Consider the following 15,034-nt stretch of genomic DNA (forward strand, 5'->3'; position numbering starts at 1 on the left):
GGAGTCCTTGTCGTCATCGGAGCGGGAGTCCCTTCCACCTGTCGCAGTGATCGGCGCCTCCAGTCCACCTCAACGTGCTCGCGTCACGATAGGACCTTCGACCCGCACCGTCGCAACCGGGTGAGGCCAGCATGGCGGTCATGACCACATCACCACCGCCCCGGGTCAAGCAACTCGGGCTCCCCGCAGCCTCCGCCCTCGTTGTCGGCTCCGTGATCGGAACCGGTGTGTTCGGGCTTCCGACCGCACTGGCCGCATTCGGTCCGATCAGTCTCGTCGCGTTCGTCCTCGTCACGATCGGTGCCCTCGCCTTGGCGATCGTGTTCGGGCAGCTCACCAGACGTGTGCCCGGTTCCGGCGGGCCCTACCTGTACGCGCGGGATGCATTCGGAGAGTTCGCCGGATTCCTCAACGCCTGGTCGTATTGGCTCACCGCGTGGGCGGGCAACGCCGCGATCGTCGTCGCGCTGACAGGTTACGTCGAGGTCTTCGTCAACACAGAACACAACGTGGGCTGGTCGATCGTCATCGCGGTCGTGTGCCTGTGGATCCCGGTGCTCATCAACGTGCTCGGGCTGCGAAGCATGGGGGGAGCGCAGGTGCTGTTCACAGTCTTGAAGATCGTGCCGCTCGCTCTGATCGCGATCCTGGGTCTGTTCTTCCTCAACCCCGCCAACCTCGGCCCGTTCAACTCATCCGGGACCGACTCCTGGACTGCCCTTGCCGGCGCCGGTGCCGTAGCCCTGTTCGCGTACCTCGGCATCGAGACCGCATCTGTCGCCGCCGGGCGGGTCCGCGACCCCGGGAAGAACGTGCCCCGCGCTACCGTCTACGGCACCATCGCCTGCGGGCTCGTGTACATCCTCGGCATCCTCGCCGTGTTCGGTACGGTGAGCAACAGTGATCTGCGTACGTCGACCGCTCCGTTCAGCGACGCCGCGAACGCGATCTTCTCCGGAACGTGGGCAGGGCAGACGATCGCCGCGGTCGCGGTCGTCTCCGGACTGGGATGCCTGGTGGGGTGGACGTTCATCATCGGCGAGATGCCACACGCCGCCGCGAAAGACGGCATGTTCCCGCGTGTGTTCGCAAAGGAGCACCGCGGCATGCCCCTCGTGGGGATCATCAGCTCCACCGTCCTCGCCACCCTGCTGACGATCCTCGCCTACACGAGCTTCGAGCAGGTATTCACGATGGTTGTCCTGCTGACGGTGTTCACCGCGGTCGTGCCGTACCTGTTCTCCGCGACCGCGCAGATCTATTGGCTCGTCACCCGCGCCCGCGCCACCTCGTGGCCGCACCTGGCCCGCGATGTCACCATCTCGGTGCTCGCGCTGGCATTCAGCTTCTGGGCGCTCATCGGAACGGGAGCGCAGGCGACGTTCTACGGGGCGATCGCATTCATGCTGGGCGTGCCCCTGTACGTGTGGATGAAGGCGTCCAACCGCCGCCACGGCATCCCCGGTCCGACTCCCTGGGACACGCCCGCCGTCCCCGACACCCCCGCCGCGCTGGGCGTCCCCTCCGAACTGGCCAGTGAACGGGCTGTTGCCGGAAGAGGTGCGTCGTCATGACCGCCACGCAGCAGACCGCACGACGGAGCACTGTGGCGCCGACCTCCAGCGTGGAGCACGCCGAGGGCCTCGGCGTGCACTCGGAAGTGGGGAAGCTGCGGCAGGTGATCGTGCACCGTCCCGGGATCGAGCTGGACCGGCTCACCCCGGACAACTGCACGGAGCTGCTGTTCGACGACGTGCTGTGGTCGGCGAAGGCCCGCGCGGAGCACGACGTGTTCGTCGAGGTGCTCCGCTCCCACGATGTCGTCGTGTACTACTTCGCCGACCTTCTCACCGAGACTCTCGCCATCCCGGAGGCACGGACGTTCGTCCTGGACCGGGTGTGTACTGCCGACCAGTACGGGCCGGTGCTCGCGCCGCTACTGCGCAGCATGCTGGACGACCGCACGCCGGACCAGCTGGCGGAGGTGCTGATCGGCGGGATCACCGTCGACGAGTTCGGCACCCCCGCGACCGACAGCCTGCTCTGGCACACCAAGGATCCTCTCGGGTTCCTGCTCCCGCCACTGCCGAACACCCTGTTCCCGCGTGACAGCTCCGCGTGGGTCTACGGCGGGGTGAACGTGAACGTGATGGCCAAGCCGGCGCGGGTGCGTGAGACGGTCAACGTCCGCGCCATCTACGATCACCATCCGCTGTTCGCCGCGGCCCGCATCGACCGGTACAACCCGGACCAGACCAGGCAGGTGTCGGCGATCGAGGGCGGCGACATTCACATCGTCGGCCACGACACGGTCCTGATCGGGATGGGGGAGCGCACCACCCCGATGGCGGTGGAGACACTCGCGAAGCAGCTGTTCGACACGGGACAGGCCGGGCGGGTCATCGCGATCCCCCTGCCCCGATCGCACGCGATGATGCACCTGGACACTCTGATGACCATGCTCGATCGGCGCAACTTCGTGCTCTCCCCATCGCTACGGCACACGTCGTTGCGCGCCCACCTCATCACCGCCAGCGCCGACCCGGACGGGCTCACGATCGCACCACCCCGCGATCTCCTCCCGCTGCTGGAGGAGAGCCTGGATACCGACGGCATCCGGATGCTGACCACCAGGGAAGACCCGCGCGCCGCGGCACGGGAGCAGTGGGACGACGCGAACAACTTCCTCACCATCGCCCCCGGCGTCGTGATCGGTTACGACCGCAACGTCGCGACCAACACCATGCTCCGCAAACGGGGCATCGAGGTCATCACCATCTCCGGCAGCGAACTCGGCCGAGGCCGAGGCGGATCCCGCTGCATGTCGTGCCCCATCCAGCGTGATCCCGCGTGACCCCGATGAGCCCCTCGACGACCGTGTCGCGTCTGCCGCACCTGCTCAAGGACGACGACCTGGACCGGACCCACCAGGAACAGCTGTTGGATGCTGCGGCCCGCCTCAAAGCAGCCCGTGCCGACGGCGCCGAACAGCCAAGGCTTGCCGGGAGGACGATCGCGATCCTGTTCGAGAAGCCCTCCACCCGCACGCGGAGTGCATTCGAGGTCGCGATCTACGAGCAGGGCGGCAACTGCACGTACATCGACCCCGCCAGCAGCCACCTCGGTGTGGCGGAGTCCATCGAGGACACCGCGATCGTGCTGGGCCGCCTCTACGACGGGATCGCGTTCCGCGGGTACGCTCACACCGACGTCGAGACCCTCGCCCAGCATGCGGGTGTGCCGGTGTGGAACGGGCTTACCGACCGGTGGCACCCCACCCAGGCCCTCGCCGACCTGCTCACCATGCGGGAACACAGCACCACGTCCATCACGCGGACATCCGTCTGCTTCCTGGGCGACGCGCGCGACAACGTCGCCCACAGCCTGCTCACGAGCGGAGCGATCGCCGGGATGGATGTACGGGTCGCCTGCCCGGACCAGTTGCGCCCCGACTCGGACATCACCCGCATCGCGGAACGGATCGCCGACGGGTCCGGCGGACGGGTCCTCGTGACCGCAGACGTCGACGAAGCTGTCCGTGGCGCGGACTTCCTGTACACCGACGTCTGGGTGAGCATGGGGGAGCCGCCTGAGGCATGGGCCGAGCGCATCCCGCTGCTGCGCCCCTACCGCGTCGACCGGGCCATGCTCGAGCGCACCGGCAACCCGAACGTCAAGTTCCTGCACTGCCTGCCCGCCATTCACGACCAGAACTCCCAACTCGGACGGGAACTGGCCGCAGCGCATGGGCTGGATGGTGCCGAGGTCGCGGATGACGTGTTCGATTCGCCCCAGTCGATCGTGTTCGATCAGGCCGAGAACAGGATGCACACCATCAAGGCCGTGATGCTGGCAAGCCTCACGGGAGCCGACGGCCAGGCGTGACGTGCGTTTCGTGATCGCTCTCGGCGGCAACGCGCTGCTCCACCGCCACGAAGCGCCCGAAGCCGCCACACAGGTTGCCCGTCTGTCCCTGGCAGCACCCGCCCTGGCGCGGATCGCCGCCGCCCACCAGGTCGTGTTCGTGCACGGAAACGGCCCTCAGGTGGGGCTCCTCGCCCGCGAATCCGCAGAGGACGAGACGCTGACCTCCCCGTACCCGCTCAGCGCGCTCGGCGCGGAGACGCAGGGGCTGATCGGGTCCCTGCTCATCCAAGCGCTGCACAACGCCGGTCATCCCGGGCAGGCGGTGACCGTCATCACGCACACCGTGGTGGATGCCGACGATGCCGCCATGGGAACGCCGACGAAGTTCATCGGGGCCGTCTACGACTGCCGCCACGCTCGCCGTCTCGCCGACGACAACGGCTGGGACATCGCCGCAGACGGCGAGGGATGGCGTCGCGTCGTGCCCTCGCCGCTCCCGCGACGGATCGTCGAGCTCTCCGCCGCGGCCACACTGCTCGCTGCGGGATCGACGGTGGTCATGGGGGGCGGCGGGGGGATCCCGGTCATCGACTCCGACGGGTACCGTCCGGTCGAGGCGGTCATCGACAAGGATCACACCGCGGCGCTGCTCGCCCGACTCCTGCACGCGGACGCCCTGGTGATCCTCACCGACGTACCCGGCGTGATCGCCGACTACGGCACGCCCGCCGCGACCGTGATCGCCGCCACGACCCCCGCGCTGCTGCGGACGCTGCCGTTCGCGGCCGGGTCCATGGGGCCGAAAGTGGACGCGGCTTGCGGCTTCGTGGAAGCCACCGGCAAACGTGCCGCGATCGGATCCCTCGATCACGTTCAGGATGTCCTCGACGGCACCGTCGGCACCCAGATCACAGCTTCCCTCTCTCCGCGGCATCCGGCGGTGTTCCGGGCTGGTCCATCCTCCGCGCCGCCCACGCGGTGAAGCGCTCCAGCGGACCCCGCCCGAGTGTCAGCGCCCAGGCCGTGCAGCCGACCAGCAGTGTGCCCATGCAGGCGAGCCAGAAGAACGTGCTCGTGCCCGTTCCGTCGAAGCTCATCAGGCCGGGGGCCAGTGCGATCGGCGAGATCAGCACCGCGAACGAGATCACGTGCGCCGAGTAGGCGGTCAGGGGCATCGATCCGACGGCGGCCACGGGAATCAGAAGCCAACGCAGGGGGCGAGCGAGGAGAAGACATGCGCCGACGATCATGAGCGCGAAGCCGCCCGATCCGATGATCTCGAACGTGCCGCCCGAGTGCGGGGAAACGCCCCACGCACCCGCCAGTGAGGTGCCGAGATCGGATGCGCCGAGTCGTTCGAGGTAGGTACCGCTCTGCTCGCCGACGCCTCCCTTTCCGCCGCTCCCATCGCCCGAGAAGCACGTGATCACGTTGTCGGACTTCGTGATGCACGTCTTGCCCTTGAGGTCGACCTGTGCTCCGGGTGTTCCGAAGGATCCCGACGAGCCGCTTGAGAAGGCGTTTCCGGCGATCCAGCTGTCGGCCGAGCCGCTGATCGCGCTGCCCACGCCGTAGCCGCCGACGGCGAGCAGAACACCGACGCCGGTCACGATCACCGCCGTCTTGGTCCGGCGGAGCGACGACCGACCGACCACCATCCCGGCGAGGATCAACGGCAACCACACGGTGAGGGGATACGACCCGGTGATGAGGAAGTCGACGCCGGGGCCGCTCCGTCCGAGGGCCAGGGCGCGCACGAGCGCCACGAGTGTCGGGCCCGCGAGCGCGAGCGCTATCGAGATGACGAGCAGTGTACGGCGCCGCAGCCCCAGGAACGGGATGATGATGAGGAAGAGCAACCCATAGATGGGCAGGATGACGGCGATGTCGCTGCCGAGGAGCTCCAGCGCCAAACCGATAGCGAGGACCGCGAGCGCACGGCCGGCCATCCTGAGGCGGGCGCTGCGGAGTGCCTGTCCGGTCGGTGTGACCCTCATGCCCGTGGCGAACGCCACCGAGATTCCGGCCACGACCGCGAAGAGGATGGACGACCGTCCCTCGATGAGAGCCGTCCAGGTGAGGGGCTTGCCGGCGTCGAAGGTCGACGCCACACCCACGTGCACGCCGATCATGCCGAACACGGCGAGGCCGCGGGCGACGTCGATGCCCATGAGCCGCGGCGCGCGCCCGAAGTCCCGCAGGGAGTCGCGCAGCGACCATCGCCGTCGGGTCGCGTCGCCCGCGGACGGGACGGTCCGAGGCTCGAGATCGTGCATCCGCGTCAGACCGTCGCGATCAGCGAGGTCGCACCGGCCAGAGGCTGCGTGCCCGGGACGAACGGGTGGCGACGCCACCGGGCGACGCGCGTGAGCGCTTCGAGGATGATGCCCCCGGTCATCTTCGAGTGGCCGTACGCACGCTCTGCGAATGCGATCGGCACCTCGGTGACGGTCAGCCCGCAGCGGTGTGCACGATGGAGCGTCTCGATCTGAAAGCTGTATCCGTCCGACGTCGTGGAGGATGCCTCGATCGTCCGCAGCGTTTCGATGCGGAATGCGCGGAAGCCGCTGGTGGCATCGCGGACGGACGTGCCGAGCATCACCCGCACGTATACGCTCGCCATCCGCGAGAGCACACGTCGGTGCAGCGCCCAGCCGACGACGCTTCCCCCGCGCATCCATCGGCTGCCGATCACGAGGTCGGCTGTCGAGAGCGCCTCCACCAGCGCCGGGAGGCGTTGAGCGGGGTGCGATCCGTCGGCGTCCATCTCGATGACGACGGCGTACCCGTGTGCCCGTGCGTAGTCGAAGCCCGCCCGGTAGGCGCCTCCGAGTCCGCCCTTCTCACCGCGGGACAGCAGGGCGATTCGCGGATCGTCGAGCGCGCGGGCGGCAACCAGCTTGCTCGTGCCATCGGGGGAGGAGTCGTCGACGACGAGCACATCGGTCGACGGCAGGTAGAGGGTGATCTCGTCGAGGGTGTGGAGGATGTTCGCCGCCTCGTTGAACGTGGGGACGATGACGAGCGTTCTCATGGTGTGCCTTTCGTGTAGAGGAGGATGACGTCGCGTGCCAGCCACCGGGTGTCGGTGAGTCGGTAGCCCGCCTGCTGAAGTGTGCGTTCGTCTTCGCTCGTGCCGTCCTGGGATCGGGCGACGACCCATACGCGCTGGTGGTCGTCCAGGACGCCCGGGAGCTCTGCGAGCGGCTTCACCGTGTCCCACAGGCCGTCCGTCGTGTCGTAGGAGCGCACCAGACCGAGGTCGGCCGTATCGCGGAAGCCCTCGGGGTACAGGTGCAGGGCGAGGCGGGGTTTGCGCGAGGGGCGCACGCCGTCGTCGAAGACCACCCCGTCGCCCGGCCGGCTGTGCGCCCCCACGTACTCCGACACCTGCGCCCAGTCGCTGCCGAACTTGGCGTTCTCGGTGCGCTGTGAGATCGCGAACGGCACCGCCAGGACGAGCGCCAGGGCACCGGCGACGATCGCCGCCCGGCGGGGCCGCAGTTGCGCGAGGGCGAGGGCGATCAGGATGCCTGCGGCCGGAGCGCTGAACGACAGATATCGTCCCGTGTACAGCGGCCCGGCCACGATGTTCGCGAGCAGCAACGCAGCCATCGGCACGAGCAGCCACAGCACCGAGATCCAGACCAGCAGACGGGTTCCGGCCTCATCCTCACGCTGCGGGCGACGTCGCCACGAACGCACCGCCCACGCGATCGCGAACACGATGGCGGCCCAGCAGAAGAGGGCGATCGGCAGTGAACCGAACCACTGCTTCACGAAGAGCATGTCCGGGTCCATGACGTCCCGGCGCGCGAGGAATGCGATCTGACCGTGCTGGCTCGTCGCCAGCATCGCGAACGGCAGACAGGCGATTCCCGCCGCGACCGAGGCCACCGCCCAGCGCCACCAGATCTCGCGGGGCGCGCGCATCACGACGAGGGTCAGCAGATGCGCGGCCGCGATCAGCGCGGTGTACAAGAACACGTGCACGCTGATGGCGAGCAGCCCGGCGTACAGCACCCACCAGCCCGCGCGAGTCCCTCGGGTGCGCACGAGGTGCACCAGCAGCACCGTGAGCCAGGTCACGAGAGCAGCGGACAGCGCGGCGGAGCGCGCCTCTCCGGACATGAAGACGATGCGCGGCACGAGAAGGGGCACGATGCTCGCCAGCAGCGCGATCCGCCCGCCGACGAAGAAACGGCACAGCGTGAAGACCCCCGCGGCGGTCGCACCGATGGCGAGCGCGCTCGGCAGGCGGACGGAGAAGGAGGATGCGCCGAACACGTCGACCCACACGTGCAGCATCGCGTAGTACACGACGTGGACCGCGTCGACGTTCGCGCTCATCGCCCACAGCGAATCCCACGGTCGTCGCGCCGACATCACGCTGGCTGCCTCATCGCCCCACATCGAGGGCACCCCGATGGCGATCGCCGATACCAGGGCTGCACCGAGCCCCACCATGACGGGGGCGAGGGCGGCGTGTCGCGTGGGCGCGGGAAGACCTGGCGCCGCGGCGCGGGGCGGGTCGATTGTCGTCGTCACGGGAGCGACGCTAGGAACCGAACGTAAGCGCAACGTAAGCACCTCGCTTAGGTGCGTCTTACGGTTGCTCCCTACCGTGTGCGCATGCGTGCGGACCGGCGAGAAACAGCGATGCGGGTGCTGCTCGTCATCGCGGCAGTCACCTATTCGGGCTTGCCGTGGGAGGCGGTCGCGGGCTTCCCGCTCGACGCGTCGCGCTCCTACCTCTCGGAACTCGCCGCGGCCGACAGGCCGAGCGGGTGGTTGTTCCGTTCGCTCGACATCACGACGGGCCTGCTGATCCTAGCCGCCCTCGCCGGGGTGGCCCGACGCCCTCGCCCCGTCGGTCTCGCGCGGGGCGCGGAGTTCGCGCTCGCCGCGTTCGCGTTCCTGACGATCGTGGATGCGTCATCGCCCATGGCCTGCGCGAGCTCGGCCAGTCTCGAGTGCGCCCGGGCGGACGCGGCGAACGCCCTCGGTCTCGGGCATCAGATCCACACGGTGAGCAGCGCGGGCGCACTCGCGGCGGTCCTCGTCTCTGCCGTTCTTCTGTCGGTTTCGGCGCTGCGGGGCGAACCGCGAACCCGTCCCCTCGAGCGTCGTCTGCTCGTCGGCGTCGTCGGGCTGCTGGCCGCCGTGACGCTGATCGTCTCGGTCCTCGCACTGGTGAGCACGGGGGACGGCCGACTCGTCGACGGGGGCGGCCTGGTGCAGCGGGCGCAGGTGCTGCTCGTGAGCACGTATCTGTGCGCGTACGCCGTCATCGCCGGGCGGCGTCGCTCCGAATCCGCCCCCGCGGTGCGCACGAACGCCACGAGCACCCGATGAGCGCGCCGATGACAGCGCCCGACCCGCGGCCGCGGGCACGTCTGCTCGGGCTGGACCTGTTCCGCGCCGTCGCCGTGTTCGGCATGCTCGTCGCCCACGTCGGTCCCGCCGCCTGGACCGCGGGCGATGGTTTCGGCATCGTCCACCCGGAGTGGGAGCTCTTCCACTCCCGGATGCCGGCGATGTTCGCCTTCGCCGCCGGTCTGTCCCTGAACCTCGGCAGGAGCCGTGGGGCCGACGACGTGCAGCCCGCGGTCGTCCCGACCATCATCCGTGCGGCGCTGCTCGCGCTCTGCGGCCTCGCCCTCACGCTCCTGGGCACCCCCGTCGTGGTGATCCTCGTCTCGTTCTCGGTGTGGTTCCTCCTGACGCTTCCGTTCCGACAACTCGGGGTCCGCACACTCCTCGTCGTCGCGGCGGTGTGGGCGGTGGCCGGGCCGCTCGTGTCGTTCCTCGCGCGGCGGGCCATCGACCTTCCCGGCAACCCGCTCTGGAACGCTCTCGTCGCCGGTGACTACCCGGCCCTGACCTGGATGCCTTTCGTTCTGGCCGGGCTCGCCGTCGGGCGGATGGATCTCGCTTCGGCGCGCGTCCGGCTGCGGCTCGCGATCGCGGGAGCCGCGCTGATCGCTGTCGGATACATCCTGTCGTCGATCCTTCTCGCGAACGGTGTCACCGCGCGCATCATGGACGGCCTCACGCTCACGGACGGAAGGGATGCGCGGCAGCAGTTCGCTCGCATCTTCTTCGACGAAAGCGGCGTCACCGACACGGGCACCTGGCTGTGGCTGGTGGTTCCGGCTCCCCATTCGGGCAGTTGGGCGGACGTGATCGGATGCCTCGGCGTGTGCGCCCTCCTTCTGTCCCTGCTGCTCTGGCTCGGCAACGCGGCGCGCTGGGCGGACGGCGCATCGGGCCGGGCGCGGCGGGCGGTCGGTGCTGCGATCACGGTGATCGCCCCTCTCGGCGCCATGGTGCTGTCGGTTTACGCGGCTCACATCGTGGCCATGGCCCTCATCACCGCCGCCACCGGGCACTCGTTCCGCGGGGCGCAGAGCGTCTTCACGCTCGCGGCGTTCAGCGCCGGGCTCCTGCTGCTGTCGTGGCTGTGGTCGCGGCGATTCACCCGTGGCCCCCTCGAATGGGTCCTCGGCTGGGCGAGTGCCCTCATCGAACGAACGGGAAGGCGAGTGTCTGCCGGATCGTCGCGCCGGTGACGGCCATCACGATCCGGTCGACGCCGAGGCCGAGACCGCCCGTCGGAGGCATGCCGAACTCGAGAGCCGCGAGGAAGTCCTCGTCGAGCTGCATGGCTTCGGCGTCACCGCGTGCTGCCTTCAGCGACTGAGCGGTCAAGCGGCGACGCTGCTCGAGCGGGTCGGTCAGCTCCGAGTAGGCGGTGCCGAGTTCCATCCCGAACGCGACGAGGTCCCAGCGCTCGGACAGCCCGTCGATCCGGCGGTGGGGACGCGCCAGCGGTGAGGTGTCGGAGGGAAAGTCGGTGTAGAAGGTCGGGAGCGTCGTTTCGGCTTCGATCAGTTCTTCGTACAGACGCTCGATCAGCATGCCCGCCGAGTCGTCGCGGCCGACGCCGATGCCGTAGGCGCCGCAGAGGTCCTGCAGCGTCGCAACGCCCAGACCGATCGAGATCGGCAGCCCGATCCGCTCCGTCAGCGCCTCGCACACCGAGACGACACGCCAGGGCGCCGAGACGTCGATGCGGTCGCCGTCGGCGTTCACGAAGGTCGGGGTCCCCGACACGGCGCTCGCCATGTCTTTGATGACGCCTTCGGCGAGCACCCGCATGTCGGTGTAGTCGGCGAAGGCGCGATATGCCTCCATCGCGGTGAACTCGGGATTGTGCGTGCTGTCGACTCCCTCGTTTCGGAAGTTGCGGCCGATCTCGAAGACCCGGGGCAGTCCGGCCACGATCAGCTTCTTCAGTGCCAGCTCGGGCGCGATCCGCAGCGACAGATCGCGGTGGTAGGCATTGATGTGGGTGCGGAAGGGGCGCGCATTGGCCCCACCGTGCGTGCGCTGCAGGATCGGGGTCTCGACCTCGAGGTATCCCTCGGCGAGCAGACGGTCTCGGAGCGCCCGGACGGCCCGTGAGCGCGCGCGCAGAAGTGCCGTCGCCGCGCCGGAGGTCGCGAGGTGGACGTGTCGCTGGCGAACCTGGGCCTCGGGGTCTTTCAGCCCACGGCGACGGTTCGGCGGCTGCCGCAGGGATTTCGCGGCGATGCACCAGGATTCGGCGAGCAGGCTGGGCTCGCCCGACGTGCTGCGCGCGACCTCACCGGTCACCGAGACGATGTCGCCCAGCGAGACGCGCACGAGAGCGCGGTAGTCGGCGGTTCCGTCGGCGGTCGCGATGATCTGAAAGGGTGCGTGGTCCTCGACGAGGTCGAGAAACGTGATCCCCCCGTGCCTACGCCGCGCGACGAGGCGTCCGGCTATCGAGGCTCGCCCCGACGTCAGGGCGCGCACGTCGGCGATCGCGTGCGTGCGCGGCACCGAGGCCGGATACGGGTCTTCGCCGTTCGCCCGGATCGCGAGGACGGAGACCGCCCGCGGACTCACCGGGGGAGCCGAGGCATCCGTGCCGTCCGGTTGGGACAGCTCCGTCTCGAGCGCGTCCAGGAAGGCGGCGCTCCGGGGCTGCCCGGATCCGCTCGCGTCACGCCGGGGAGATCCGGCGAAACCCTCGGCGCGGGCCACGGCGAACATCACCGTGCTGAAGGGTGCGAGTCGAGACCACATCAGGAAGCGCGGTCGCCATTCCGGCGCGTACTTCTCGTTGGCCTTGCGGAGCGACTCGAGCTGCCAGTGCTTCGACAGGATCAGCAGCGCCCTCCGCTTCGCCCGCAGGAGGGGCCCGGCGCCGACCCGCGCGCCCCGCACGAGAACGTCACGGAAGACGGCGAAGTTCAGCGAGATCCGGCGCACGCCGAGGCGCTCGGCCTCGGTGACCAGCGAAGCCACGAGGAGTTCCGTGACCCCGTTGATGGCATCCGGGCTGCGCCGCATCACGTCGAGGGAGAGTCCGTCGCGATTCCACGGCACGAACACCAGCAATCCGGTGATCTCGCCCAGCCTGTCGTGCGCGGTGACGATGACGCTGTCGTGGTCGGCGGGGTCGCCGATGCGCGAGAGCGCCATCGAGAAGCCGCGTTCGCTCTCGGCGCCGCGCCACTGCTGGGCGAGGGCGGAGATCCGCGCGAGCGCACCGGGGTGGATGTCGCGCTGGTACCGGATCTTCACCGTGTACCCCGCGCGCCGGGCCCGCCGCCGGGTCGCCTCGATCTGCGGGGACGTGAGTATCGCATCCCGCTGCGCGCTGTCCACGCGGAGCAGGGCCTCGTCTCCGAGCACGACCCCGCGCATGCCGTGCCGGGCGTAGTGATCGGCGCCTCGCTCGGTGGCAGCGAGCACCGCGGGTCGCCAGCCATACCGCTGGACGACCCGGAGCCACTCGGCGGTCACCTCGTCCCACTGTCGTTCCGGGCCGAGGGGGTCGCCGCTGGCGAGAGCGATACCGTTCACGACCCGGTACGACACGGCGGCGGTGCGGTCGGCCGAGAACACGACCGACTTGTCGCGCCTGGTCGCGAAGTACGCCAGCGAGTCCTCTCCGCGGCTCCCGCGCAGGATGCGGCGGAGCCCCAGTTCCTCTGCCTCGGTGAGGAGCCGCAGTCGGCGCGCACTGCGCAGGAGCACCGCGAGCGCGACCACGAGCGCGCTCGCCGAGATCGAGGTGACGATCAGTTCGACGCCCGTGCTGAGCCCGTCCGACGACCCGTCGAGGAGCCAATCGCTGGGATAGATGCCGGTGGCGGCGTGCAGCGACCACCACCAGGCATCCGAAGCCGTTATCGGCCGATCGGAGGAGAACTGCGAGAGGACCCCGCCGACCACGACAGCGAGCGCGACGCCGGCGGCGAAGACGCCCAGGGCGAGCAGATAGGACGCGGGCTCGCGCTGCGCCGAATACTCCCTGCGCGCCGCGATGAGGAGGGTGATGAAACCGGCGGCGACGGCGGCCGCGAGAAGGTCGATGGCGCCGCCGTCGGCCCAGAATGTCTGACTGTTCCCACCCGTGCTGATCAGATTCACGACCGGCAGCAGCACGGTGGGGAGCTCGAACACCACCAGGAAGAGCATCGCTCCGCGCAGCCGTCGCTTCGAGGCGCTTCCGACGATGAAGAGCAGCACGGCGTTGAAGACGAAGGGCTCGGGGCTCAGGCCGAATACGGCCAGATACGACGCGGCGAAGTACACGCCGTCCGGAAGGACGACGTTGGAGAAGGCGATGATGAGCATCGTCACGGAGATGACCTGCAACACTCGCCCCGTCCACACCGGAACGCCGGACAGCGGGTTGGCTGCACCTCGGTGTCGGGCGGGCGCCGTGTCGCGTTCGTCGGTGACCTCACCCTTCAGCGCACTCATCGATCATTCCTCTCTTGCCGGCGGACACCGCTCAGGCGTGCGCCGGGGACTCATGATGTGTCCGCTGCATAAGAGCCGGATATGACTTCTCGCCGTTCACCCGTTCGCCCTCGGGCGATCTCGTACGCTCAGATCGCCGGCCGACAGGACGGATCTCGTTCACGGGAATGCCCACGCGGAAGGAGCGGACACCATGGATCCGGACGCCCCGATCGATGTTCCCCCCACGCTGCTGCAGGATCCCGGCGCCGACCTGCTTTCGTCCCCGTGGCCCGCAGCGATCGCCCTCGCCCTCGCCGCGGGCGTCGTCGTGCTCGCCGTGCGGTCGGCCCGCCGTAAGGGGGGACGCAGCCGACGGCGCCGCGTCCTCGTGGTCAGCGGATGGGGAACGGTGAGTGCCGTCGTGCTCGTGTTCGCTCTCGCGTTCGGCGTGAACGCCTGGGTGGGGTACTTCCCCTCCGTGGCGACCTTGACCCGCTGGGTGGATGACAAAGTGCGCGCTCCCGCCACGGATTTTCCGAAGACCGCGGTGCTCGCGCCGTCGGGCGAGCCCGCGGTGGCGGCGGTCAAACGGGTCACGACCGAGGACAGGGGATATCCGTTCCTCGCCGCGGTGCCCTCGTCGACGCCGAAGGTCCCCGACACGGGCGCCTGGGTCTACCTCCCACCGGGATACGACAAGCCGGGAAACACGGCACGCTACCCGGTGTTGTACGTGCTGCACGGGGCACCGGGCAGCGCGGCCGACTGGTTCGCCGGCGGACGGATCGACTACCTGCTCGACACCCTGATCACCGCCGGGAGCATCCCGCCGGTCATCGTGGTCTCACCGGATCTGAACGCGGGAGCCGAGCGTCTGGATGACGAGCCACTCGACGTGCCCGGCGGTCCGCAGCTCGAGACGTTCGTCACCCACGATGTGGTCACGTGGGCGGATACGAACTTCCGCACGGTCGCGGATGCGGACCACCGCGTGGTGGCGGGGATGTCGTCGGGAGGGCTCGCCTCGCTGCTGTACGGCCTGCACCACCCCGACCTGTTCGGTGCGGTCGTGTCGATCATGCCGTACACGACGCCGTACACGGCCGGCGTGGTTGCAGATCCGGCGGCCCGCGCACGCAACACGCCGCTCGACGTCATCGCCTCGCGGGGCGGTGCCACCGCGCAGAAGATCTTCCTCGGGCAGGGCGATGGAGAGCCCACCGCGGAGGCGACGCAGATTCGCGACGCGCTTCGGGCGCAGGGTCAGACGACGACGCTCCGGGTGTATCCGGGCCTCGCGCACAACTGGACGACGGCGCGGACGATCATGCCCTACGGTCTCGTCTGGGCGGCGAGGCAGTTGGAATGGACGACGCCGTGA

The 15,034-nt window shown here is 69.3% G+C and carries 11 protein-coding genes; 7 read left to right on the top strand and 4 right to left on the bottom strand.

What is annotated here, in order from left to right; all coding sequences use genetic code 11:
- The first annotated feature begins 140 nt into the window (after nt 1-140).
- Genes C2868_RS04520 through C2868_RS04535 form a run of 4 tightly spaced genes read left to right on the top strand, consistent with a single transcriptional unit; the run spans nt 141 to nt 4,849 of the window.
- Nucleotides 141-1,574 carry an amino acid permease gene (locus C2868_RS04520; protein WP_103663077.1) on the top strand — a complete coding sequence of 478 codons (1,434 nt, stop codon included), beginning with the start codon at nt 141-143 and terminating at the stop codon, nt 1,572-1,574.
- The gene (locus tag C2868_RS04525) at nt 1,571-2,854 is read left to right on the top strand and encodes an arginine deiminase (protein ID WP_103663011.1); all 1,284 of its coding nucleotides are present in this window, start codon (nt 1,571-1,573) and stop codon (nt 2,852-2,854) included. Before C2868_RS04520 ends, C2868_RS04525 begins: the two co-directional genes overlap by 4 nt.
- Nucleotides 2,855-2,859: 5 nt before the next feature.
- The gene (gene argF / locus C2868_RS04530) at nt 2,860-3,885 is read left to right on the top strand and encodes an ornithine carbamoyltransferase (RefSeq protein ID WP_103663078.1); all 1,026 of its coding nucleotides are present in this window, start codon (nt 2,860-2,862) and stop codon (nt 3,883-3,885) included.
- 1 nt (nt 3,886) lies between these two features.
- Nucleotides 3,887-4,849 (top strand): carbamate kinase, encoded by a 963-nt coding sequence (locus C2868_RS04535; RefSeq protein WP_103663012.1) that lies wholly within the window; start codon nt 3,887-3,889, stop codon nt 4,847-4,849.
- Here C2868_RS04535 and C2868_RS04540 read toward each other — a convergent pair.
- Genes C2868_RS04540 through C2868_RS04550 form a run of 3 tightly spaced genes read right to left on the bottom strand, consistent with a single transcriptional unit; the run spans nt 4,776 to nt 8,415 of the window.
- Nucleotides 4,776-6,143, bottom strand: a complete 1,368-nt coding sequence (locus tag C2868_RS04540) for a heparan-alpha-glucosaminide N-acetyltransferase domain-containing protein (protein ID WP_103663013.1) — start codon at nt 6,141-6,143, stop codon at nt 4,776-4,778. The genes C2868_RS04535 and C2868_RS04540 overlap by 74 nt on opposite strands.
- A gap of 5 nt (nt 6,144-6,148) precedes the next feature.
- Nucleotides 6,149-6,901, bottom strand: coding sequence for a polyprenol monophosphomannose synthase (locus C2868_RS04545; RefSeq protein ID WP_103663014.1), 753 nt, complete (start codon nt 6,899-6,901; stop codon nt 6,149-6,151).
- A complete protein-coding gene (locus tag C2868_RS04550; RefSeq protein ID WP_146048003.1) occupies nt 6,898-8,415 on the bottom strand; it encodes a glycosyltransferase family 39 protein in 1,518 nt (505 codons plus the stop codon). The genes C2868_RS04545 and C2868_RS04550 overlap by 4 nt, the downstream gene beginning before the upstream one ends.
- 84 nt (nt 8,416-8,499) lie before the next feature.
- Here C2868_RS04550 and C2868_RS04555 point away from each other — a divergent pair, with 84 nt between their 5' ends.
- Nucleotides 8,500-9,222 carry a DUF998 domain-containing protein gene (locus C2868_RS04555; RefSeq protein WP_146048004.1) on the top strand — a complete coding sequence of 241 codons (723 nt, stop codon included), beginning with the start codon at nt 8,500-8,502 and terminating at the stop codon, nt 9,220-9,222.
- 8 nt (nt 9,223-9,230) lie between these two features.
- On the top strand, nt 9,231-10,439 hold the full coding sequence (locus C2868_RS04560; RefSeq protein WP_181003341.1) for a heparan-alpha-glucosaminide N-acetyltransferase domain-containing protein: 1,209 nt from the start codon (nt 9,231-9,233) through the stop codon (nt 10,437-10,439).
- Here C2868_RS04560 and lysX read toward each other — a convergent pair.
- Entirely contained in the window at nt 10,390-13,671 is a 3,282-nt protein-coding gene (gene lysX, locus C2868_RS04565) for a bifunctional lysylphosphatidylglycerol synthetase/lysine--tRNA ligase LysX (protein WP_103663017.1), read from the bottom strand. The two genes, C2868_RS04560 and lysX, sit on opposite strands and share 50 nt — an antisense overlap.
- A gap of 193 nt (nt 13,672-13,864) precedes the next feature.
- Between lysX and C2868_RS04570 the strand changes: the two genes are divergently transcribed.
- The gene (locus C2868_RS04570) at nt 13,865-15,034 is read left to right on the top strand and encodes an esterase family protein (protein WP_103663018.1); all 1,170 of its coding nucleotides are present in this window, start codon (nt 13,865-13,867) and stop codon (nt 15,032-15,034) included.

Origin of the sequence: Microbacterium sp. CJ77 (assembly GCF_002911615.1) — a bacterium.
Taxonomy (GTDB): Bacteria; Actinomycetota; Actinomycetes; order Actinomycetales; family Microbacteriaceae; genus Microbacterium.

Coding starts and splice junctions, on each gene's coding strand:
- C2868_RS04570 (WP_103663018.1), top strand. CDS start 13,865: ATGGATCCGGACGCCCCGATCGATGTTCCCCCCACGCTGCTGCAGGAT.
- lysX (WP_103663017.1), bottom strand. CDS start 13,671: ATGAGTGCGCTGAAGGGTGAGGTCACCGACGAACGCGACACGGCGCCC.
- C2868_RS04520 (WP_103663077.1), top strand. CDS start 141: ATGACCACATCACCACCGCCCCGGGTCAAGCAACTCGGGCTCCCCGCA.
- C2868_RS04540 (WP_103663013.1), bottom strand. CDS start 6,143: ATGCACGATCTCGAGCCTCGGACCGTCCCGTCCGCGGGCGACGCGACC.
- C2868_RS04560 (WP_181003341.1), top strand. CDS start 9,231: ATGACAGCGCCCGACCCGCGGCCGCGGGCACGTCTGCTCGGGCTGGAC.
- argF (WP_103663078.1), top strand. CDS start 2,860: ATGAGCCCCTCGACGACCGTGTCGCGTCTGCCGCACCTGCTCAAGGAC.
- C2868_RS04545 (WP_103663014.1), bottom strand. CDS start 6,901: ATGAGAACGCTCGTCATCGTCCCCACGTTCAACGAGGCGGCGAACATC.
- C2868_RS04525 (WP_103663011.1), top strand. CDS start 1,571: ATGACCGCCACGCAGCAGACCGCACGACGGAGCACTGTGGCGCCGACC.
- C2868_RS04555 (WP_146048004.1), top strand. CDS start 8,500: ATGCGTGCGGACCGGCGAGAAACAGCGATGCGGGTGCTGCTCGTCATC.